We start from the raw sequence: 19,262 nt of genomic DNA on the forward strand, positions 1-19,262 counted from the left end.
TGGATATGAAGCGGTTGTTGAGAGTGGTCATTTTAGTGGCAACGTGTGTCACGTTTATGGGGTGTGCTGTGGTGAGTGTTGCGGGGGCGGCCGTTTCTGTGGCTGCGACTGCAGTTAAAACCACAGTTAAAGCAGGCGCGGCAGTGGTGGACTTGGCCATTCCTGATGGTGAGGCCAAGTAAAAATTGCTTAAACGCCAATCGTTGCTATGCGGTTTGCGGTGTGCTGAACAACGGTAGAAGCCGCAAATGTTCTGTTATCCGCTGCTTGAATTTCACGTAAAATAGCGGTTTCGTCTATTTTTTGATTGATTCACATGTCCGCAGATTTAAACCGCATTCGCCACGAAGTCGAGCATCGCCGTACTTTCGCCATCATTTCTCACCCCGACGCGGGTAAAACCACATTGACTGAAAAATTATTGCTGTTTTCAGGCGCAATTCAACAGGCAGGCACAGTCAAAGGTAAAAAAACAGGTAAATTCGCGACTTCTGACTGGATGGACATTGAGAAGCAGCGTGGCATTTCGGTCGCTTCATCGGTCATGCAGTTTGAATACAAAGACCACACCGTCAATTTGTTGGATACCCCTGGTCACCAAGACTTCTCGGAAGACACTTATCGCGTCCTCACCGCAGTTGACTCAGGCTTGATGGTGATTGATGCCGCCAAAGGTGTGGAGGCGCAAACGATTAAATTGCTCGATGTGTGTCGCTTGCGTGACACCCCGATTGTGACCTTCATGAATAAATGCGACCGCGAGGTGCGCGATTCGTTGGATTTGCTCGATGAAGTTGAAAGTGTTTTGAACATCAATTGCGCACCGATTACGTGGCCAATTGGCATGGGGCGCAGTTTTAAAGGTGTGTATCACCTGCTGCGTGATGAGGTGTTGTTGTTCGAGGCGGGTGGCGAAAAAATCAACTTGGATGTGGAAATCATTAAAGGCTTGGACAATCCACGTTTGGATGAGTTGTTCAAGGACGAAGCTGAACAATTGCGCATGGATATTGAGCTGGTCAAAGGCGCGTCGCATGAGTTTGATTTGGAACAGTTTTTAGCGGGCAAATTAACCCCTGTATTTTTCGGTTCAGCGATTAATAATTTTGGCGTGCGAGAAATTTTAGACGCTTTGATTGATTGGGCGCCTGCGCCTGCGTCGCGCAATGCGACGGTGCGTGAGGTTCAGCCGACAGAAGGCAAGTTTTCAGGTTTTGTCTTTAAAATTCAAGCAAATATGGATCCGAAACATCGCGACCGCATCGCATTTTTGCGCGTGTGTTCAGGACAGTTTGAACGTGGTATGAAAATGAAGCACCTGCGTTTGAACCGCGACATGGCCGCTAACTCTGTGGTGACATTCATGTCGCATGACCGCGAAATTATTGAAGAAGCTTTTGCGGGCGACATCATCGGTATTCCCAATCATGGCAATATTCAAATTGGCGACAGCTTTTCTGAGGGTGAAATGCTCGCTTTTACAGGCATCCCGTTTTTTGCCCCCGAATTGTTTCGCATCGTTCGCATTAAAAACCCATTGAAAATCAAACAATTACAAAAAGGTTTGCAGCAGCTCGGTGAAGAGGGCGCGGTACAGGTGTTCAAGCCGCTCAATGGCTCAGACATGGTGCTTGGTGCGGTCGGCGTGTTGCAGTTTGAAGTGGTTGCCCATCGTCTGTTAAGTGAATATGGTGTGGAGGCTGTGTTTGAAACGCCTTCGACTAACATTGCGCGCTGGGTGAGTTGTGACAATAAAACCAAATTGGCGGAGTTTGAAAAAACTCAAATGAATAATCTCGCCGAGGATGCGGGTGGTAATTTGACCTATTTGGCCAATCACCGTGTGAATTTAGATTTGATGAAAGAGCGTCATCCCGACATCGTGTTTCATAAAACACGCGAACACGCGATTAATCTGAGCGCATGATTTAGGTTGAGTATTTTTGTGTAGGACAGGCTGCACAAAAATACACCCATACCAATTTTTTAAACACGCTGAAAGACCGAGAGTGAAAACTCACATTGCAGCACCTACTCGGTGTTGCCATAGGGCTGTTTACATTTCATAAAGGGAGCTTATGCCTCATCACGTTCCAACCCAGACGCACTGGGCACGCATATTTTTATTGTGGTGCTGCGGTTTGACTGCATCGATGCAATTTGCCAAGGTGGCCGTTGTGTTCAAAGATTTTTTGACCGCTTATGCGGTTACGCCTGCAGAATTGGGTTGGTGTCTGTCGATTGTTGGGATGGTGGGGCTGATTTTTGGCGTCGCCGCTGGCTTGTTTGCACATGCTTTGGGCTTTAGGCGTTTGTTGCTGGTTGGGTTAGGTTTAGGTGCGGTGTTGTCTATTTTGCAGACATTCATGTTGCCCTATCCTTTGTTTTTTATGACGCGGATGCTTGAGGGCTTGTCGCATCTGATTATTATTGTGATTGCGCCCATCTTGATTACGGCTTGTAGTGCACCTCAGCACCGCTCGATTACGATGGGCTTATGGAGTACTTTTTTTGGGGCGGGCTTTGTCGTTGCCTCCATCTTCGCGCCCGTATTGGTTCATCAGTTTGGCGTGCATGGTGTATTGGTGGTGCATGCCTGTTTGATAAGCGCAATGTGGTTGGCAGTGTTTGTGACTTTACATGCGGATGAAACTGAGGAAGCGGCTGCGCACTTGCCAAAATTGTCCGTATTGTTGCGTCAGCATAAGGAGGTGTATAGTCATTTGAACACCATGATGCCTGGTTTATGCTTTATGTGTTACACCGCAACATCGGTATCGTTGATGACGTTTATCCCTCAGTTTGCTGGTGAAGATAGTCTATGGCTCGCGCCTTTGTTGCCTTTAATGAGCATGTTGGGGACTTTTTCTGCGGGTTGGCTGGCTCAGTCGTGGTTTACACCGATTCGTTTATCGACTTGGGCATTTACTTTGGTGGCATTGACGGGGGCTGTGTTTTGGTTGTGTTTGGTTTTAGGTGTTCGGGTCGCGCCTGCCGCTTTAGTTTTAATGTTTCTTGGCGGTGTTTCAGGTGGTTCGGCGTTTGCTTTAATTCCGTACTTAAGCCACGCGCGTCAGTTTCAAGTGCGTGCCAATGGCGCTTTGGCGCAGTTGGCCAATATGGGTTCAACTATTGGCCCACCGATTTTTGCCTCTGTCATTACCGCTTTGAATATTCATGGGCTGATGTTGCCTTTGATTGTTTTTGCGCTTATCGGAATTTTCATCTCGATATCAGCGGGGCGAACTTTGCATCATCATGTTTGATGTGCCATAAAAAACCTCGTTATTTGACGAGGTTTTTTATTCTATTGTGGTTTTATTGTGACAACACCCAATTGACCACCGCTTTTAAGTCCGCGTCCGATAAGTCGGGGTAGGCGGGCATGGGCGTGCTTCCCCAAACACCAACCGCACCTTTACGCATGCGATCCATCAGTTTAACGTCAGCTCCAGGCTGATTGCTGTATTTTTTTGAAATGTCTTGGAATGAAGGGCCTATGATTTTTTTGTCCAAAGTGTGGCAAGTGAAACATTTATTTGCTTTGGCAATGTCAGTTGGCCCCGCATGTGCAATGGATGAGGCGGCAAATGCGCTGGCAACGAGCATGCGATAAGTGATGTTTTTGAGTTTCATGATGGTATCCTGCTGAGTTGACACTGAAGCTGTAAGGTTTATAGTCTCTCTTTGGTTGACGCGTGTGTTGCTTGGCATCATTAAAGAATGTCCGCTGATGACCTTGGGCCGTGGGCGAATGATGCAGGGGCGTATTAGAACATAAAGTCTGGTTTTGGATTAAAACTTGCTCTGCTTTTTTGTTACTCAGTGTTTTATTAAGTTTTATTAAGGCTGAAAAATACGCGTGACCTCGGTACAATACTGAGAATAGTTTTTAAAGCTTGCAGAAAAACGAATATTTGACTGTCTTTCTCTGAAGTTGATGACCCAATGAATGTCGCCATGGCGCATTTACTTTGTATAGGAATATTATGCCACTCATGCACCCTCAGTTCAGTCCCATTGCCTTTGAAATTTTTGGTTGGCCTGTTCATTGGTATGGTTTGACCTATCTGGCCGCATTTATGTGCTTCTTGTTGCTGGGCAAATACCGCGCACGCAAAATGCCTTTGCTTGGGTTTAAGCCCTTGGAATTGGATGACATTTTATTTTATGGCGTTTTGGGCGTTGTTCTGGGCGGGCGTTTGGGTTATGTGTTGTTTTATAAACCTGAATATTATCTCGCACATCCTCAAGACATCATTAAAGTATGGCAAGGCGGCATGTCTTTTCATGGTGGCTTTTTAGGTGTCGTTGCTGCAATGTGGCTATATGCACGCAATACTCGTCGTAGTTTTTGGCAAGTGACTGATTTTATTGCGCCTCTGGTTCCGCTCGGATTGGCGTCGGGTCGTTTGGGCAATTTTATTAACGGTGAGCTTTGGGGGCGTGTGTCCGACAAGGCTTATTCTTGGCTAATGTTGTTTCCCCAAGCGCAAGGCGCAGATCAAGATTATCTCGCTCGAAACCCGCAGGCTTTGGATAGCTCAGTATTATCTCAGGTGTTTGAGCAATACGGTTTATTGCCACGTCACCCATCGCAAATTTATCAGCTCATCGGTGAAGGTGTGCTTTTGTTTGTAATGTTGTGGTTATATGCTCGCAAAATCAGACCTACTATGGCGGTATCCGCTGCGTTTTTGATGGGGTATGGAGTATTCAGGTTTTTGGCTGAGTTTGCACGTGAGCCAGATGATTACTTGGGTTTGTTGACGTTTAATTTATCGATGGGGCAGTTGTTGTCCTTGCCGATGATTATCGTGGGGGCGCTCTTGATGGGCATGGCATATAAGCGAGCCAAATAAGCCAGTTTACCAACGTGTGTTGCGTATGACTTAACAAAGTGAGCGGGGCAAATACGAGCGATGTATTTTGCCCCCTCTGCGCATTTGCCTGATGGTTTCAGTTAGAATACAGCCTCTTTTTAATTGAGCACTCATCATGGTTTCTACCCGTATCATTTGCGCCAATCTCAATGGCATTCGTTCCGCTGCGTCCAAAGGTTTTTTTGACTGGCTGGGTTCACAAAACCCAGACTTTGTATGCGTCCAAGAATTGAAAGCACAGCAGGACAATATGCAGCCCGAGTTCATCACGCCACACGGAATGACAGGGTATTTTCACTATGCCCAAAAAAAAGGCTACAGCGGTGTGGGTTTGTACTCACGCGTCACGCCTGATGATGTCATTATCGGTTTTGACCAAGGCGAGTTTGATAACGAAGGGCGTTATGTCGAAGCCCGTTTTGGCAAATTGTCGGTGATTTCGGTGTACTTTCCATCGGGTTCATCCGCTCCCGAGCGTCAAGAAGCGAAGTATCGCTTTTTAGATTTGTTTTTGCCTCATATCGCTAACTTGCGTGCACAGGGTCGTGAATTGGTCATTTGTGGGGATGTCAACATTGCTCATCACGAAATTGATTTGAAAAACTGGAAGGGCAACTTAAAAAACTCAGGTTTTTTACCCGAAGAGCGGGCATGGCTCACTCAATTTTTACAAGCCGTTGAATTAAAAGATGTGTTCCGTGTGCTTGAGCCCAATACCCATCAATACACGTGGTGGAGCAACCGCGGTCAAGCCCGTGCCAACAACGTAGGCTGGCGCATTGATTATCAGTTTGCAACACCGCTGGTGTTGCAACATGCTTCAACCACCTCGGTGTACACCGAGACCAAGTTTTCAGACCACGCGCCCATCATCATGGATTATGCCGCGGACCTCACCCAAATTTAATTTTTGAGCACAACATGACTGAATTTTCACAGAAACCGTGGTATCAACACATCCTGACACGCAAGATGCTGATTTGTATCTTTACGGGGTTTGCTTCAGGTTTGCCTTTGTATTTTTTGATTAATTTACTGCCCGCTTGGTTGCGTAGTGAGGGACTCAACCTTAAAACCATTGCCGCGTTTGCGTTGATTCAATTGCCATTTACATGGAAATTTTTATGGTCGCCATTAATGGATCGTTATAGCCTGATTCCAAAAATGGGGCGGCGGCGCAGTTGGATGCTGCTCACGCAGGTGGCATTGCTGGCCTCCATGTGGGCTTACAGCTTGTTTAATCCAACTCAAGACATTAAAACCATTGCGGTTATATCGACTCTCGTTGCGTTTTTTTCAGCCAGTCAGGACATCGTATTGGATGCCTACCGCCGTGAAATTCTAAGCGATGCTGAACTCGGATTGGGCAACAGTGTGCATGTCAATGCGTATCGGCTCGCCAGCCTTGTGCCAGGTTCGCTGTCCTTGATTCTAGCCGATCACCTGCCTTGGTCAACTGTATTTATGGTGACATCTTTATTTATGTTGCCTGCCATCGGTATGGTGTTGCTGGTTAAGGAGCCGCAACTTGTGGCGCAAACCCCACGCACATTGGCACAATCGGTCGTTGAGCCTTTTAAAGAATTTATTGGTCGTCGTGGCTGGATGAGTGCTCTGTTTGTTTTGGCTTTTATTTTGCTCTACAAATTGGGCGACAGCATGGCGACTGCGTTGGCAACACCTTTTTACTTGGACATGCATTTCAGTAAAACAGACATTGGCTCGGTTGTTAAAGGCAGTGGCTTAACCATGCAAATTTTAGGTGCATTTGTCGGCGGTATTTGGATGCTTAAATTAGGCATCAACCGCGCTTTGTGGCTTTTTGGTGTGGTACAAGTGGTGTCAATTTTAGGGTTTGCATGGCTGGCGCATTCTGGACCTTTTGTTGAAATCGGTGTGACGGAGCGTGGTATGTTGGCTTTTGTGATTGGCTTTGAAGCCCTAGGGGTGGGCTTGGGCACGGCGGCCTTTGTGGCATACATGGCGCGTGAAACGCATCCAGCTTATACGGCGACCCAATTGGCTTTATTTACAAGCCTCTCTGCGGTGCCTCGTTCGGTGATTAACGCATTGACGGGTGAGTTGGTTGAGAATATGGGCTGGGAAAATTTCTTTTACTTGTGTACAGCGTTGGCCATCCCTGGCATGCTGATGCTATTTAAGGTTGCCCCTTGGTCAAAAACGCCAAAGCCGTTAGAATAAGATATAAATAATTGCAATTTAGTGTGTTAAAAATGTTAAAGGGTATAGCGCGTTTAACAAAAAACATATAAGATATACGGATTGTGAAATATTTTATTTTTTCTTTTCTCCTCCTGTTGAATATTCTGCTTGGACTGTATAGTACGAAGCAGCTCGATGGTGTATTGCCAGAACCTTATCAGCGCACGACCTATTTAAATGCAGGGGCTGCGGCGAAACAGGTGGAGGAAGCTTTGGTTGATAAGCCCGCGCCTGTTGAGCCAGCAGGGGCTGATGCAACACATTCATCATCAGAACCCCCTACTGTTGTCGAGCAGCCAAGTGCGCCCGTCAGCTCGTTCAATGATTTAAATGCACAACCAAACGCTATGATGGTCTCCTCAACCCCAAATCAAGACGCCCCGTCGGAGAGTCAAAGTCAAGCGACTTCGCTTGTTGCACGCTCCAAGCCTAAGTCAATTGGTTCATCAGCTCAATTCAAAGCAGAGGCCAAATCAAATAGAACGGTTACGCCTGTACCTGTTCCAGTTCCATCAGTCACCACGTTTGTTCATACAGCACCAGCGCCGATTGTGCGTGCACCAGAGCCCGTATCCGTTCCGACCGAATCAAATTCAGCCGCACGCCATGCGCCTAATAAAAACATAGCGGGATTGTGCCAGAACTCAACAGGTGCTTGGCTTCCTTGCCGTTAATGCCAATACTGCCCTCTTTTATCTCACATTTTTCAAAAAATCAGGCGTGATACGCTGCTGTTCCAAAGCAAAAGCCCCTTCAAAAGTTCGGTTGCCCGTGCGTAAAAACGCTTGTTTATAGGCATCGCAAGCCAATAAGGTTAAACAGTAAGGGTTGTTTTCCATAGCCAAAGATGCGGGTAACGAAAAAGTATCATACGCCACGGTTTGAAAATCTTCAGTAGCCAATATGAAAGTTGCCAAGCGTTCTTGTACAAACGTCTTCATGGGGTAAACGCCTTTTTTTCGGTAGAAAGTTGCACCGCTTAGTTGTTGGGAAAAATCGTCTTTTCCTGTTTCAACCATTTCAAATAGCTGTTCCGCTAACCACAGCCACCGTCTCCAAAATCGAGGTTTGGCAATGATGTAATTGCAGTAAGCGGTATTTTGGCTATGGGTGATGAGTTGAGACAGGTTGGTTTGGATGCCAACGCGTTGAAAAAACTGGCTAGACAAGTCCATTAATCCCTGATGCCAAAACTCACCTTGCTCAAAAACATTTCGAAAAAAGGCAATTTGGTCCCAAAACGGGGATAACACGTAAGCATCTACATCGGGCTGAAAGCGCTGATGAATAAAATGAATCACGTCAGTTGAACTGAGTCCCATTTTTTGAGTGAAATTGGGCGACAAAAAACCATAATAATCTTGCTCGTCCATTGTGTTTAAATGCGCGCGAAGATATTGATATATCGGCCAAAACTCATACCAGTCGGGGCGTTCGTTACGCAGATTATTTAGTGGAATAAAACCAGGGTCTAGATGTTGGCGTGTGGTTTCATTGTAAAAAATTTGATGAATAAATAGACGATTCATGCGCCGACTTTCTGTACGATGCCCTTGTGCCCGCTCAACCGTTTTTTCTTGATAGCTGGAGTGAATGGATAAGAGCGAAACATTATGAATTCATTGCGTTTAGATGTTGGTGGGTCTCGCTAATGGCACGTTGATTTTTTTCAGCCAACCACGCCGCGCCTTTACGCTGGCGCATCCAGTTGTCATAATAGCGTGCAATGAAAATATTATAGAACGCGCGAGCCAAATGTTTGGGTTTAGTCGCCAACGCACGCAAACTCATTGAGAAACCAGGTGTTAAGTATTTCATGTAGTGCCAATAACCTTCAGGCATGTACAACATTTCACCATGTTTTAAGTCTGCGACATATGGGGTGATGTGGCGTAAGGCTGGCCATTTGTCAAAATCAGGGTTGTCAAAATCAATGTCTTCCCGACAAATCACAGCGTACGGTATCTTGTACATGAATTTACTTTGTTGTGGGGGCACAAGGACGCAACGCTTTTCGCCTGCGAAATGGAAATGCAAAATATTGGCGTAATCAATGTCAAAATGCATGAATACATTCACGCCCTTACCGCCAAAGAATAGCATAGGCAGGCCCTTAAGTAGCTTAAGTTTCAAATCAGGAAACTTAAAATCGTTTTGCAAGGCAGGCACATGCTTCATGATGTTGTATAAAAATATTCGCAAATTGGTGCGACCACTGACCAATTGGTCGATGTATTGCCCCATCGGCATGCTGGCATCTGGCTCATTCACTTTTTTATTGTAATCGACAGGGTCGTTATTATACAAAGGCACAATTTGTTCGCCTGCAACTTGTTTGATGTATTCAAAATGCCATTTTTCGTAAGCAGGCCAATCGGCGGTGAGTCGTTCAATAACCACAGGTTTTTGTGGTTTTACATAGTGTGTATAAAAATCTTGAGGGCTGATGGTCGAGACGCGTTCGACCGTAAGGTAATTAAACCCCATGTCCAACTCCATTGTTTAGTGTGAATGAAATGACGGTTTAGAAAAGCGAATTGTTTTTTCTGAGCGGTCATATTATAGCGTTATCGGCTTTTATTTATCTGTGGCCTATTTGCTTTTTATGACTTTTGGACGCGCTGATTTTTTGGGGACAGCGGTCGTTTTTCCAGCTGTTTTTGCAGCCGTAGGGGCGGGTTCATTTGCATTGTCATTGGCACTTTTAACCGCCTGCATCATTGGTTGAGCCAATTGAGCGAACTGACTTTGCAAACCATTCCACCACGTATGGGCTATTTGCTCAAATGCAGCGGGAGTCTCCACGGGGGGGGCGGACTCCGTTTGGGCGCTTGTTTGTTGAGTGGCTGATTCGTCTGTTGCATGGCTTGTGCGACTGCTTTTATTGGTTTTGCTTGGTTTTCTAGTTCGTGTTGTTGTGTTGGGCTGCGTGTTGGATTCTGCTTTGATTGGGGTTTCTTGTATCTGTGCGGCTGCAAACGGGTTGATTTTGGCCAGTTCACCCAAAGCATCTTTTGACAACGCTTGCCATTGCGCTAAGGCTTGTAGGGTTTGTTTTTGTACTTGTAATTGTTGTACGGTACCATTGACCATTTGTAAATTCATATTCAGCCATTGCGCGACAGATTCAAGTTGTTGAATGCGCTCATCAAGGCTTTCAATATTGGTTTGTGCATCGTTAAGCAAGGGGTTCACCAAAGGCATGCCAGAAAAACTGGGGGCGTTATCACCCGTGGTATTATTGTTGGGCATAGAAAAAAAAGCTGGAATTTTTGAAAACATAGTGCCTCCTGATTTTTTGAGCTAAGGATGGTATTACCTTCGTTGACACGACATATTAATGTTGCATTAGACACCGATTTTTACGTGTCGACAAGTTTTTTGCTACACTCAAACCGCATGATATTAAATAGCGGTCAACCGATTATCTGAACGACGCCTTAGATGTTACTCAAATTAATAAACTTATTTTATGCCTCTCATTATTCCTTTAAAACGCAGTGCTAAAAATGTATTGTTCAGCGGGGCCGTACACGGTGCGTTGTTGCTGTCACTGTGGTTTGCCACTAGCGATTTGCGCACGCCAGATGTTAAGCCTCCAGATGTTATTGATGCCACTATTTTACCTGCGCCAGCGACTGAAAAAACGCCGATTGAACATACCGCTGAAGTGACGAGGCTTAACACTTCTGCTCAAGTGCAAGCTAAAAATAGCGCATCGCATGATAATAAAACAACGTCCAGTGGCACTGAAAATAAACAGCCAACTCCTCCAAATGGTTCAAACATCACCGCTGCTAATGGCACAGCCGCATCAGCAGATCAAATCCAGGCGGCTTCCAGCGATGAAGGCAATACAGCGGGCGGAAATGGTGGAGGCAATAAGCCTTTAACCAATGGCACTCCAGTGGCTGTTAAGCCCATCGGTGGCTTTCAAATTCAATATGATGCGCATGTTAACAAAGGCAATATCGAAGCCGATGGTGGCGCTACTTTGACCTTTAATCGGAATAAGGGCAATTACACTGCTGAGTTAGTCGCACACGCTTCGTTCGGTAAATTCAGTGCCCATTCTGAAGGTGAGTTGCGTGAGAATACTTTGGCGACAACGTCCTTTAAAGATGGTCGTGCGATAAAGTTTTTAGGTATGGGCAGTGAACATACGGGCAGTAACTTTAAAGTTGACTATGCCGCTAAAGAAATTAATTTTACAGGTTCGGGCGGAACCCAACCCTTGACGTACACCGCGGTTTATGATTATTTATCCGCCATCGCATATTTACAAGCCTTGCTGCAACAACACCCAGAGCAAGCACGAGCGGGCAATAGTTTGCAGTTACCCATTGGTAAACGTACTGTAATTGAAATGGCAACCGTGACTTTTAAACCTGTTGATAGACTTTCGACGCAGGAGGGCGCTTTTGAAGCCACTCCCGCCAGCATTAAAATTCCGAGTGGCAGTATTCAAAGCATTGATGTATGGTTTGTGCCTGACAAAAACTATCGGCCATTACAAATTGAGTTGGGTTTTGTTTCGGGTAAGGTCAAACTTGTCAGTCGAAAATCCAGTTGATAAAGCGCTGTTCGCATCACTTGATTTAAAAAACCCGTGAGATCACTCACGGGTTTCTATTGATTCAAATTGAGGGTTTTGCCACACATGGTTCCCCTTGCAACTTCATTTGACGAGTTTTAAAGGACTGCCTTTGCCTGTAGGAGGCGTAGTCGGGCTGGGTGGCTCATCTTCTGATTCGTTCTGAGTATCAATCGGGGATTGAGCAGCCTCATCCTGCGTCACGTCTTCAAACTCAAAAGACATTCCTTGCCCAGATTCAGCCGAAAAAATTGCAATGATGTTGCGATAGGGCACATGGATGTGATGCGCCACACCGCCAAAACGCGCTTGAAAGTCAATCGCATCTCCCGCCAAGTTCAAATCACTCGTCGCCTCCATGCTCACATCCAAAACGATTCGACCATCCTTAACGTAGGCCATTGGTACGCGTGCGTGCTCGGTAACTTGCACAAGAATGTGTGGCGTTTGACCTAAGTCATTGCACCAGTCCCACAGTGCGCGAACAATATACGGTTTTTGAGTGGCATCGAGCATGGTTATCCTTTATCAGATGGGCAAAATAGACATATTAACGGCGCATAACTTTTTCAGAGGGCGTCAATGCTTCAATGTATTTCGGACGCGAAAAAATGCGTTCGGCGTATTTTGACAAAGGCGCGGCTGACTTGGGTAGGCTGATGCCATAATGTTCTAAACGCCATAATAAAGGGGCTAAAGCAATGTCAGGCATGGTGAAGTCATCACCCAACATATATTTGTTATGGGCGAAAATGGGCGACAACTGAGTCAATTGGTCGGTGATTTGCTTAGCTGCTGCCTCGTGCTCAGATTGACGAGCTGGATTTTCAAGTGTTTGGACATGAACAAACAATTCACGCTCGAACGTCAGCAACATCAAGCGCACTCGTGCACGCATGACAGGGTCAGCAGGCATGAGTTGAGGGTGTGGAAAACGCTCATCAATGTATTCGTTGATGATGTTTGATTCATATAAAATTAAATCGCGGTCAACCAAAATTGGCAATTGTCCGTAAGGATTCATCATCATGATGTCATCTGGTTTTTGAAATAAGTCAACATCGCGAATTTCAAAATCCATGCCTTTTTCAAATAAAACGAAACGGCAGCGTTGTGAAAATGGGCAAGTCATGCCCGAGTATAAAACCATCATGTTAAAGTCCTTAATGAAATACGTAAAAAATTAAACGTAAATTTTGTGATTAAAAAATGTTTACCTAGCCAAAGCTGATGAACATTTTGAAATCAAAATCATACCGATTCATACCGATGTGACAGTGTGCGCAATTCAAACAAAAAAGGCAAGCTATGCTTGCCTTTTTGTTAGTTATTACTGATTAATGTATGTCTTTCCAGTAATTTTTACTAAGTTTGTTCGCAACAAAGGCGAGTAACAACAAGAACGCCAAAATTGCAAAGCCAATGTTCTTACGTTGAGTTTGGTCTGGTTCGGCTGCCCAAACCAAGAAGTTGGTCAAATCGCGAGCAGTTTTGTCGTAGGCCTCAGCATCTTGTTTGCCAGGTTGAATCATTTCAAAACCTTCAAACTCTTTTACCTTTGTACCATGCTGTTCGACTTCAACAAACTTCGCAGTCTTAATACCTTCTTCTTGCCACAAAACATGAGGCATCGCCACATTGGCCAAATACAGGTTGTTCCAGCCAGTTTCACGCGTATCGTCTTTATAAAAACCAGTCAAATACGAGTAAATATAGTCAGCACCTTTTGCATTCGCCATCAAAGATAAATCAGGAGGCGCAACACCCAACCAACGTTTTGCGTCAGCAGGATTCATGGCCACTTGCATGGTGTCACCAATCTTATCAGTGGTGGTCATCATTTTTGCTTTGATGTCGTCTTCAGAAATGCCCAATTTAGTCAACTGGTTGTAACGTACCAGTGACAAACCATGACAGCTCAAGCAGTAGTCACGAAAAACCGCCGCACCGTGTTGCAAAGAAGCGCGGTCAGTGACATCAATCTTGGCTGACTTAGTCGGTACGCCAGTATGACCGCCACTAAAGACGATAATGCCAACGCCAACGACCAATGAGGCGATTAAGGCTTTGAACAAAAATATTAACTTACGATGGGCCGCCGTAATTGGTCCGCCCGTATATTTTTCTTTGTTAATAAACGTCATCCATGCTGCTAAACCCGCAATTGCAAGTACCAACGCAAAGATCACATAGACAAAATTGTTAGTGAGAAAGTACAGCATTTCGTTGTCCTTTAATTAGTGGGGTTTAAAATTAACACGTTCAGGCGGAGTTTTGAACTCGCCTACTGACGACCACCAAGGCATCAAGAATAAATAGCCAAAGTAAAACAATGTGCCAACTTGTGAGATTTGACCGCCTAAGGTTGAAGTGGGTGCTACGCCCAAGTACCCTAAAATCGCGAAGTTCACAACGAAACACATCAGTAAAGCAAAGTGCCATTTGGGGCGGTAACGCATCGACTTAACAGGTGAGCGGTCTAGCCAAGGCAAGAAGAACAATGTGATGATGGCTGCACCCATGACCACGACACCCCAGAATTTAGCCTCAGTGAAGAACATAAAAATACTGAGCACTACCGAACCAATCACTAAACCAAGTTTGGTATTTTCTGCCATGCGGCCACGGAAATATGTCATTGCGCCTGCTAACAAAATCAGACCAATAAACACAAACTTCATTTGATCAGTCACTGCACGTAACATCGAATAAAACGGAGTGAAGTACCAAACAGGTGCAATGTGCGGCGGCGTTTGGAATGCATTTGCTTGTAGATAGTTGTTGTCTTCTAAGAAGTAGCCCCACATGTTCGGTTTAAAGAACACGATGGCAAAGAAGAAAATCATGAACACACAAATACCAAAGAAGTCGTGTACTGAGTAGTACGGATGGAATGGAATACCATCCAGTGGAAGGCCCTTGTCGTTTTTCAATTTCTTGATTTCAACGCCGTCAGGGTTGTTTGAACCCACTTCGTGTAATGCAATGATGTGCGCAACGACTAAACCAAGCAAAACCAAAGGAACTGCAATGACGTGTAAGGCAAAGAAACGATTCAAAGTTGCGTCGCCAACCACGTAATCACCGCGGATGAAAATCGATAAATCTTGACCAATCACTGGGATTGCAGAGAACAAGTTCACAATCACTTGAGCGCCCCAGAATGACATTTGCCCCCATGGCAATAAATAGCCCATGAATGCTTCGGCCATCAATGCTAAGAAAATCAAACAGCCGAAAATCCATACCAGTTCACGTGGTTTGCGATATGAACCGTAGAGCAAGCCACGGAACATGTGTAAATAGACTACCACAAAGAACATGGATGCACCTGTAGAGTGCATCAGGCGGATGTATTTACCACCAGGCACTTCGCGCATAATGTATTCAACGCTGGCAAATGCAACGGGTACGCCTGCTGCATTTAACGATGCGTCAGGTTTGTAGTTCATCACCAAAAAAATACCTGTGACGATTTGAATCACCAAAACGACCATCGACAATACGCCGAAGATGTACCAAAAATTAAAATTTTTCGGCGCATAGTATTCGCTCATGTGCTCTTTGTACATTTTAGAGAGCGGGAAGCGAGCGTCAATCCAGCCTAAAACGCCTTTTTCTTCTGGCTTGTTGTAATCAAACATTTTACGCCTCACCTTTCTCGTCTTTGCCAATCACGATTTTCGTGTCGGTCACAAACATATAACGGGGTACGTCCAAGTTGGTTGGTGCAGGAACGTTCTTAAACACACGACCAGCTAAGTCAAAGCGAGAGCCGTGGCATGGGCACAAATAACCACCTGGCCAGTTGTCAGGTAAACCCGCTTGCGCACCTGTTTTGAATTTTTCAGAAGGTGAGCAGCCTAAGTGTGAGCAAACGCCGACCAATACTTGAATGTTTTTATGTTCTGCACGAGCGCGAAAAGCGTTGTTGCAGTATTCAGGTAAAGGCATGGTGAACGGCTTTTCAGAATTTGGATCTGCCAATTCATTGTCATTTTTAGGCAAAGCAGCGGTCATTTCGTCGGAACGGCGGATAATCCAAACGGGCTTGCCGCGCCATTCAGCTACTTTTTGCTCGCCGACTTTCAAGTCGCCGATATCGACTTCAACAGGCGCACCTGCAGCTTTCGCCTTTTCTGAAGGCGCAAAGCTTGCCACTAAAGGCGTTGCAAATGCGGCTGCACCCAATGCACCTAGACCACCTGTGGCACGTAGCAAATTGCGCCGCTCTTTATCCATCGGAGGATTTTTCGATTGTTGATCGCTCATGGACGACCCCTATGGTTGAGTTGATTAAATCGGTAAGGTGAAAATGTGGAGAAGAGGTATGCCTTGTAAATACTTTCAGCAAATTTTTCTCTATTTTTTCTACCCAATAATAACCCTACTATTGTATCGTAAACTCACATTCCTTTAAAGCGATTTGCGTCATGAGTTGAGATAAAGTTTGAATTTGTACAACAACCGAAGACAAATGATTGGTTCGCTCCTCTCGATAGCGTGACTAACTCATGTTTTATTTGTTTATGAGAAAGCAAAAGTCAATGTTGTTTATGATTCGACACTCTAAGTGATGTCTGTTGTGAGGCTGTGATTAAAACATTATTGATTCAAACGAAAATGATTTGTTTTGAAGCAAGTACGTGTTGGTTATAGTTGGTTATAGTTGGTTATACATTGATGGCGCTCCAATTTATGTTTTTGTGGTGAAAAAGACATCAACGGTCAAGGATGCTTTGTAAGGCTAGAAACATTTGATGGTTTGTTATTTTGTGCGGATTCAAGATAAAGTTTTTTGCAAAGGGCAGTAAAGTAATTTGACTCATATATAAGACACAAGAATCCAAATTTGTTTTAAAATCGGGCATTGCTATTTACCTAAGTTATCCATCATTTCACCTAAAGAGGACTCATCATGTTACAAGCTTACCGTGAACACGTTGCTGAGCGCGCTGCGCTGGGCATTCCGCCATTGCCATTGTCTGCTGCGCAAACAGGCGAGCTCATTGAATTGTTAAAAAACCCACCCGCAGGTGAAGAAACTTTCTTAGTAGACTTGATTACACACCGCGTTCCTGCTGGCGTGGATGCGGCTGCAAAAGTAAAAGCCAGTTATTTGGCTGCTGTGGCTCATGGCACTGAAAAAAGTCCTTTAATTAGCCGCGAAAAAGCGACCGAGTTACTTGGTACGATGTTGGGTGGTTACAATATCAGCCCGATGGTCGATTTATTAGATGATGCCTTGGTCGGTGGCATCGCTGCCGCAGGTTTGAAAAATACTTTGCTGATGTTTGACCAATTTCATGATGTGAAAGAGAAAGCGGATGCGGGCAATGCCAATGCCAAGGCTGTTATTCAAAGCTGGGCGGATGCTGAATGGTTTACATCACGTCCTGAAGTGCCCGAGTCGATTACCGTTAGTATTTTTAAAGTTACGGGCGAGACGAATACCGATGACTTGTCGCCTGCGCCTGATGCGTGGAGTCGTCCCGACATTCCATTGCACGCCTTGGCGATGCTGAAAAATAAACGCGATGGCATCACGCCTGAAGAAGATGGCAAACGCGGGCCTGTTAAGTTCATCGAAGATTTACGCGCCAAAGGTCACCTCGTCGCCTACGTTGGCGATGTGGTGGGCACGGGTTCTTCGCGAAAATCTGCAACCAATTCAGTGTTGTGGTTCACGGGTGAAGACATTCCTTTTGTCCCGAACAAACGTTTTGGCGGTGTGTGCTTGGGTTCAAAAATTGCGCCGATTTTCTACAACACGATGGAAGATGCGGGAGCGTTGCCAATTGAGTTGGATGTGTCCAATATGAATATGGGGGACGTGGTCGAATTGCGTCCTTACGAAGGCAAGGCCTTGAAAAATGGCGAAGTGATTGCCGAGTTTAAAGTTAAGTCTGAAGTTTTGTTTGATGAAGTCCGCGCTGGTGGACGTATTCCTTTAATTATTGGCCGTGGTTTGACCGCTAAAGCCCGCGAATCGTTGGGCTTGCCTGCGTCGACCTTGTTCCGCTTGCCTGTCAACCCAGCTGACTCAGGCAAGGGCTACTCTTTGGCACAAAAAATGGTCGGTCGTGCCTGTGGCTTGCCCGAAGACAAGGGCGTTCGTCCAAATACTTACTGCGAACCCCGCATGACTTCTGTCGGTTCACAAGACACCACAGGCCCAATGACCCGCGATGAGTTGAAAGACTTGGCGTGCTTGGGCTTCTCGGCCGATTTGGTTATGCAATCGTTCTGCCATACCGCAGCGTATCCTAAACCTGTTGACGTCAAAATGCATCATGAGTTGCCCGATTTTATCAGCACGCGGGGCGGCATTGCGTTGCGCCCTGGTGATGGTGTGATTCACTCTTGGTTGAACCGCTTGTTGTTGCCCGATACTGTAGGCACTGGCGGTGACTCACACACCCGTTTCCCGATTGGTATTTCGTTCCCCGCTGGGTCTGGGTTGGTCGCGTTCGCAGCGGCCACGGGTGTGATGCCTTTGGATATGCCCGAATCTGTATTGGTTCGCTTTAAAGGCAATATGCAACCAGGCGTTACTTTACGCGACTTGGTCAATGCCATTCCGTTATATGCGATTAAACAAGGTTTGTTGACCGTTGCGAAGCAAGGCAAGAAAAACATTTTCTCTGGTCGCATCCTTGAAATTGAAGGTTTGCCTGATTTGAAAGTGGAGCAAGCGTTTGAACTGTCTGATGCTTCAGCAGAACGCTCCGCAGCAGGTTGTACCGTGCATTTGAACAAAGAACCTATTATCGAGTACATGAACTCAAACGTGACTTTGATGAAGTGGATGATTGCCAATGGTTATGAGGATGCGCGCACCTTGGCGCGTCGTATCAAGGCGATGGAAGCATGGCTTGCCAAACCAGAACTGCTCAAAGCCGATGATGATGCAGAATACGCAGCGGTTATCGAAATTGACTTAGCCGATATCCATGAGCCGATTGTGGCGTGCCCGAATGACCCAGACGATGTGAAGTCTCTGTCGGAAGTAGCGGGTGCAACAATTGATGAAGTGTTTATCGGCTCTTGCATGACCAATATTGGTCACTTCCGTGCCGCCTCAAAGTTGCTTGAAGGCAAACGCGACATTCCTGTACGTCTGTGGGTGGCTCCGCCCACAAAAATGGATGCGAAACAATTGACAGAAGAAGGTCATTATGGCGTTTTGGGCAATGCGGGCGCGCGTATGGAAATGCCAGGTTGTTCGTTGTGTATGGGTAACCAAGCTCAAGTAAAAGAGGGGGCAACCGTGTTCTCGACGTCCACGCGTAATTTCCCGAATCGCTTGGGTAAAAATTCAAACGTGTACTTGGGTTCTGCTGAGTTGGCGGCGGTGTGCTCTAAGTTGGGTAAAATCCCAAGCAAAGCAGAGTATATGGCTGACATTGGCGTGATTGATGCCAACAGTGCCAATATCTACCGCTACATGAACTTCGACCAAATCGAAGATTTTAGTAAAGTGGCCGATGGTGTAAAAGCTTAATCAGTATACTTAAAAATGTAAAAAGCCCCTTTAAGGGGCTTTTTACACAAGATGTTTT

The 19,262-nt window shown here is 45.6% G+C and carries 18 protein-coding genes; 9 read left to right on the top strand and 9 right to left on the bottom strand.

What is annotated here, in order from left to right; translation table 11 throughout:
• Positions 1-5: 5 nt before the first annotated feature.
• The 3 genes from DFR44_RS11365 (at position 6) to DFR44_RS00375 (ending at position 3,266) form a co-directional block, all read left to right on the top strand.
• A complete protein-coding gene (locus tag DFR44_RS11365) occupies positions 6-182 on the top strand; it encodes an NF038104 family lipoprotein (protein WP_162845099.1) in 177 nt (58 codons plus the stop codon).
• Between the two features lie 134 nt (positions 183-316).
• Positions 317-1,927 carry a peptide chain release factor 3 gene (locus tag DFR44_RS00370; RefSeq protein WP_133618723.1) on the top strand — a complete coding sequence of 537 codons (1,611 nt, stop codon included), beginning with the start codon at positions 317-319 and terminating at the stop codon, positions 1,925-1,927.
• Between the two features lie 151 nt (positions 1,928-2,078).
• Positions 2,079-3,266 (top strand): MFS transporter, encoded by a 1,188-nt coding sequence (locus tag DFR44_RS00375; RefSeq protein WP_133618724.1) that lies wholly within the window; start codon positions 2,079-2,081, stop codon positions 3,264-3,266.
• A 52-nt stretch (positions 3,267-3,318) separates the two neighbouring features.
• On the opposite strand, the gene DFR44_RS00380 is transcribed toward DFR44_RS00375, so the two are convergent.
• Complete coding sequence (locus DFR44_RS00380; protein ID WP_133618725.1) at positions 3,319-3,636, bottom strand: c-type cytochrome; 318 nt, start codon at positions 3,634-3,636, stop codon at positions 3,319-3,321.
• Positions 3,637-3,989: 353 nt separating this feature from the next.
• On the opposite strand from DFR44_RS00380, the gene lgt reads away from it, so the two are divergent.
• The 4 genes from lgt (at position 3,990) to DFR44_RS00400 (ending at position 7,780) form a co-directional block, all read left to right on the top strand.
• The gene (gene lgt / locus DFR44_RS00385) at positions 3,990-4,862 is read left to right on the top strand and encodes a prolipoprotein diacylglyceryl transferase (protein ID WP_133618726.1); all 873 of its coding nucleotides are present in this window, start codon (positions 3,990-3,992) and stop codon (positions 4,860-4,862) included.
• A 136-nt stretch (positions 4,863-4,998) separates the two neighbouring features.
• Positions 4,999-5,790, top strand: a complete 792-nt coding sequence (locus tag DFR44_RS00390) for an exodeoxyribonuclease III (RefSeq protein ID WP_133618727.1) — start codon at positions 4,999-5,001, stop codon at positions 5,788-5,790.
• Between the two features lie 14 nt (positions 5,791-5,804).
• Complete coding sequence (locus tag DFR44_RS00395; protein ID WP_133618728.1) at positions 5,805-7,085, top strand: AmpG family muropeptide MFS transporter; 1,281 nt, start codon at positions 5,805-5,807, stop codon at positions 7,083-7,085.
• A gap of 83 nt (positions 7,086-7,168) precedes the next feature.
• Positions 7,169-7,780: a hypothetical protein gene (locus tag DFR44_RS00400; protein ID WP_133618729.1), complete on the top strand. Its 612-nt coding sequence runs from the start codon at positions 7,169-7,171 to the stop codon at positions 7,778-7,780.
• Between the two features lie 18 nt (positions 7,781-7,798).
• Here DFR44_RS00400 and DFR44_RS00405 read toward each other — a convergent pair whose 3' ends face one another.
• The 3 genes from DFR44_RS00405 to DFR44_RS00415 all read right to left on the bottom strand — a co-directional run bounded on the left by DFR44_RS00405 (position 7,799) and on the right by DFR44_RS00415 (position 10,388).
• Positions 7,799-8,635, bottom strand: a complete 837-nt coding sequence (locus DFR44_RS00405) for a hypothetical protein (RefSeq protein WP_133618730.1) — start codon at positions 8,633-8,635, stop codon at positions 7,799-7,801.
• 82 nt (positions 8,636-8,717) lie between these two features.
• The gene (locus DFR44_RS00410; protein WP_133618731.1) at positions 8,718-9,593 is read right to left on the bottom strand and encodes a cupin-like domain-containing protein; all 876 of its coding nucleotides are present in this window, start codon (positions 9,591-9,593) and stop codon (positions 8,718-8,720) included.
• 105 nt (positions 9,594-9,698) lie between these two features.
• Positions 9,699-10,388: a PhaM family polyhydroxyalkanoate granule multifunctional regulatory protein gene (locus tag DFR44_RS00415; RefSeq protein WP_133618732.1), complete on the bottom strand. Its 690-nt coding sequence runs from the start codon at positions 10,386-10,388 to the stop codon at positions 9,699-9,701.
• Positions 10,389-10,578: 190 nt separating this feature from the next.
• Here DFR44_RS00415 and DFR44_RS00420 point away from each other — a divergent pair, with 190 nt between their 5' ends.
• A complete protein-coding gene (locus DFR44_RS00420) occupies positions 10,579-11,679 on the top strand; it encodes a DUF3108 domain-containing protein (RefSeq protein ID WP_133618733.1) in 1,101 nt (366 codons plus the stop codon).
• Positions 11,680-11,784: 105 nt separating this feature from the next.
• Here DFR44_RS00420 and DFR44_RS00425 read toward each other — a convergent pair whose 3' ends face one another.
• The 5 genes from DFR44_RS00425 to petA all read right to left on the bottom strand — a co-directional run bounded on the left by DFR44_RS00425 (position 11,785) and on the right by petA (position 15,972).
• A complete protein-coding gene (locus tag DFR44_RS00425) occupies positions 11,785-12,216 on the bottom strand; it encodes a ClpXP protease specificity-enhancing factor (protein ID WP_133618734.1) in 432 nt (143 codons plus the stop codon).
• A 34-nt stretch (positions 12,217-12,250) separates the two neighbouring features.
• Entirely contained in the window at positions 12,251-12,853 is a 603-nt protein-coding gene (locus tag DFR44_RS00430; protein ID WP_133618735.1) for a glutathione S-transferase N-terminal domain-containing protein, read from the bottom strand.
• A gap of 184 nt (positions 12,854-13,037) precedes the next feature.
• Positions 13,038-13,922 (bottom strand): cytochrome c1, encoded by an 885-nt coding sequence (locus DFR44_RS00435; RefSeq protein WP_211336866.1) that lies wholly within the window; start codon positions 13,920-13,922, stop codon positions 13,038-13,040.
• A 15-nt stretch (positions 13,923-13,937) separates the two neighbouring features.
• Positions 13,938-15,344: a cytochrome b gene (locus tag DFR44_RS00440; RefSeq protein WP_133618736.1), complete on the bottom strand. Its 1,407-nt coding sequence runs from the start codon at positions 15,342-15,344 to the stop codon at positions 13,938-13,940.
• Between the two features lies 1 nt (position 15,345).
• Positions 15,346-15,972 carry a ubiquinol-cytochrome c reductase iron-sulfur subunit gene (gene petA / locus DFR44_RS00445; RefSeq protein WP_133618737.1) on the bottom strand — a complete coding sequence of 209 codons (627 nt, stop codon included), beginning with the start codon at positions 15,970-15,972 and terminating at the stop codon, positions 15,346-15,348.
• A gap of 646 nt (positions 15,973-16,618) precedes the next feature.
• Here petA and acnB point away from each other — a divergent pair.
• Complete coding sequence (acnB, locus tag DFR44_RS00450) at positions 16,619-19,204, top strand: bifunctional aconitate hydratase 2/2-methylisocitrate dehydratase (RefSeq protein ID WP_133618738.1); 2,586 nt, start codon at positions 16,619-16,621, stop codon at positions 19,202-19,204.
• Positions 19,205-19,262: the final 58 nt, after the last annotated feature.

This window comes from Hydromonas duriensis, assembly GCF_004363775.1.
GTDB classification, from domain to species: domain Bacteria; phylum Pseudomonadota; class Gammaproteobacteria; order Burkholderiales; family Burkholderiaceae; genus Hydromonas; species Hydromonas duriensis.

Excerpts from the sequence above, each read along its gene's own strand:
- DFR44_RS11365 (WP_162845099.1), top strand. The coding sequence starts at position 6 with ATGAAGCGGTTGTTGAGAGTGGTCATTTTAGTGGCAACGTGTGTCACG.
- DFR44_RS00370 (WP_133618723.1), top strand. The coding sequence starts at position 317 with ATGTCCGCAGATTTAAACCGCATTCGCCACGAAGTCGAGCATCGCCGT.
- DFR44_RS00375 (WP_133618724.1), top strand. The coding sequence starts at position 2,079 with ATGCCTCATCACGTTCCAACCCAGACGCACTGGGCACGCATATTTTTA.
- DFR44_RS00380 (WP_133618725.1), bottom strand. The coding sequence starts at position 3,636 with ATGAAACTCAAAAACATCACTTATCGCATGCTCGTTGCCAGCGCATTT.
- lgt (WP_133618726.1), top strand. The coding sequence starts at position 3,990 with ATGCCACTCATGCACCCTCAGTTCAGTCCCATTGCCTTTGAAATTTTT.
- DFR44_RS00390 (WP_133618727.1), top strand. The coding sequence starts at position 4,999 with ATGGTTTCTACCCGTATCATTTGCGCCAATCTCAATGGCATTCGTTCC.
- DFR44_RS00395 (WP_133618728.1), top strand. The coding sequence starts at position 5,805 with ATGACTGAATTTTCACAGAAACCGTGGTATCAACACATCCTGACACGC.
- DFR44_RS00405 (WP_133618730.1), bottom strand. The coding sequence starts at position 8,635 with ATGAATCGTCTATTTATTCATCAAATTTTTTACAATGAAACCACACGC.
- DFR44_RS00410 (WP_133618731.1), bottom strand. The coding sequence starts at position 9,593 with ATGGGGTTTAATTACCTTACGGTCGAACGCGTCTCGACCATCAGCCCT.
- DFR44_RS00415 (WP_133618732.1), bottom strand. The coding sequence starts at position 10,388 with ATGTTTTCAAAAATTCCAGCTTTTTTTTCTATGCCCAACAATAATACC.
- DFR44_RS00420 (WP_133618733.1), top strand. The coding sequence starts at position 10,579 with ATGCCTCTCATTATTCCTTTAAAACGCAGTGCTAAAAATGTATTGTTC.
- DFR44_RS00425 (WP_133618734.1), bottom strand. The coding sequence starts at position 12,216 with ATGCTCGATGCCACTCAAAAACCGTATATTGTTCGCGCACTGTGGGAC.
- DFR44_RS00430 (WP_133618735.1), bottom strand. The coding sequence starts at position 12,853 with ATGATGGTTTTATACTCGGGCATGACTTGCCCATTTTCACAACGCTGC.
- DFR44_RS00435 (WP_211336866.1), bottom strand. The coding sequence starts at position 13,922 with ATGCTGTACTTTCTCACTAACAATTTTGTCTATGTGATCTTTGCGTTG.
- DFR44_RS00440 (WP_133618736.1), bottom strand. The coding sequence starts at position 15,344 with ATGTTTGATTACAACAAGCCAGAAGAAAAAGGCGTTTTAGGCTGGATT.
- petA (WP_133618737.1), bottom strand. The coding sequence starts at position 15,972 with ATGAGCGATCAACAATCGAAAAATCCTCCGATGGATAAAGAGCGGCGC.
- acnB (WP_133618738.1), top strand. The coding sequence starts at position 16,619 with ATGTTACAAGCTTACCGTGAACACGTTGCTGAGCGCGCTGCGCTGGGC.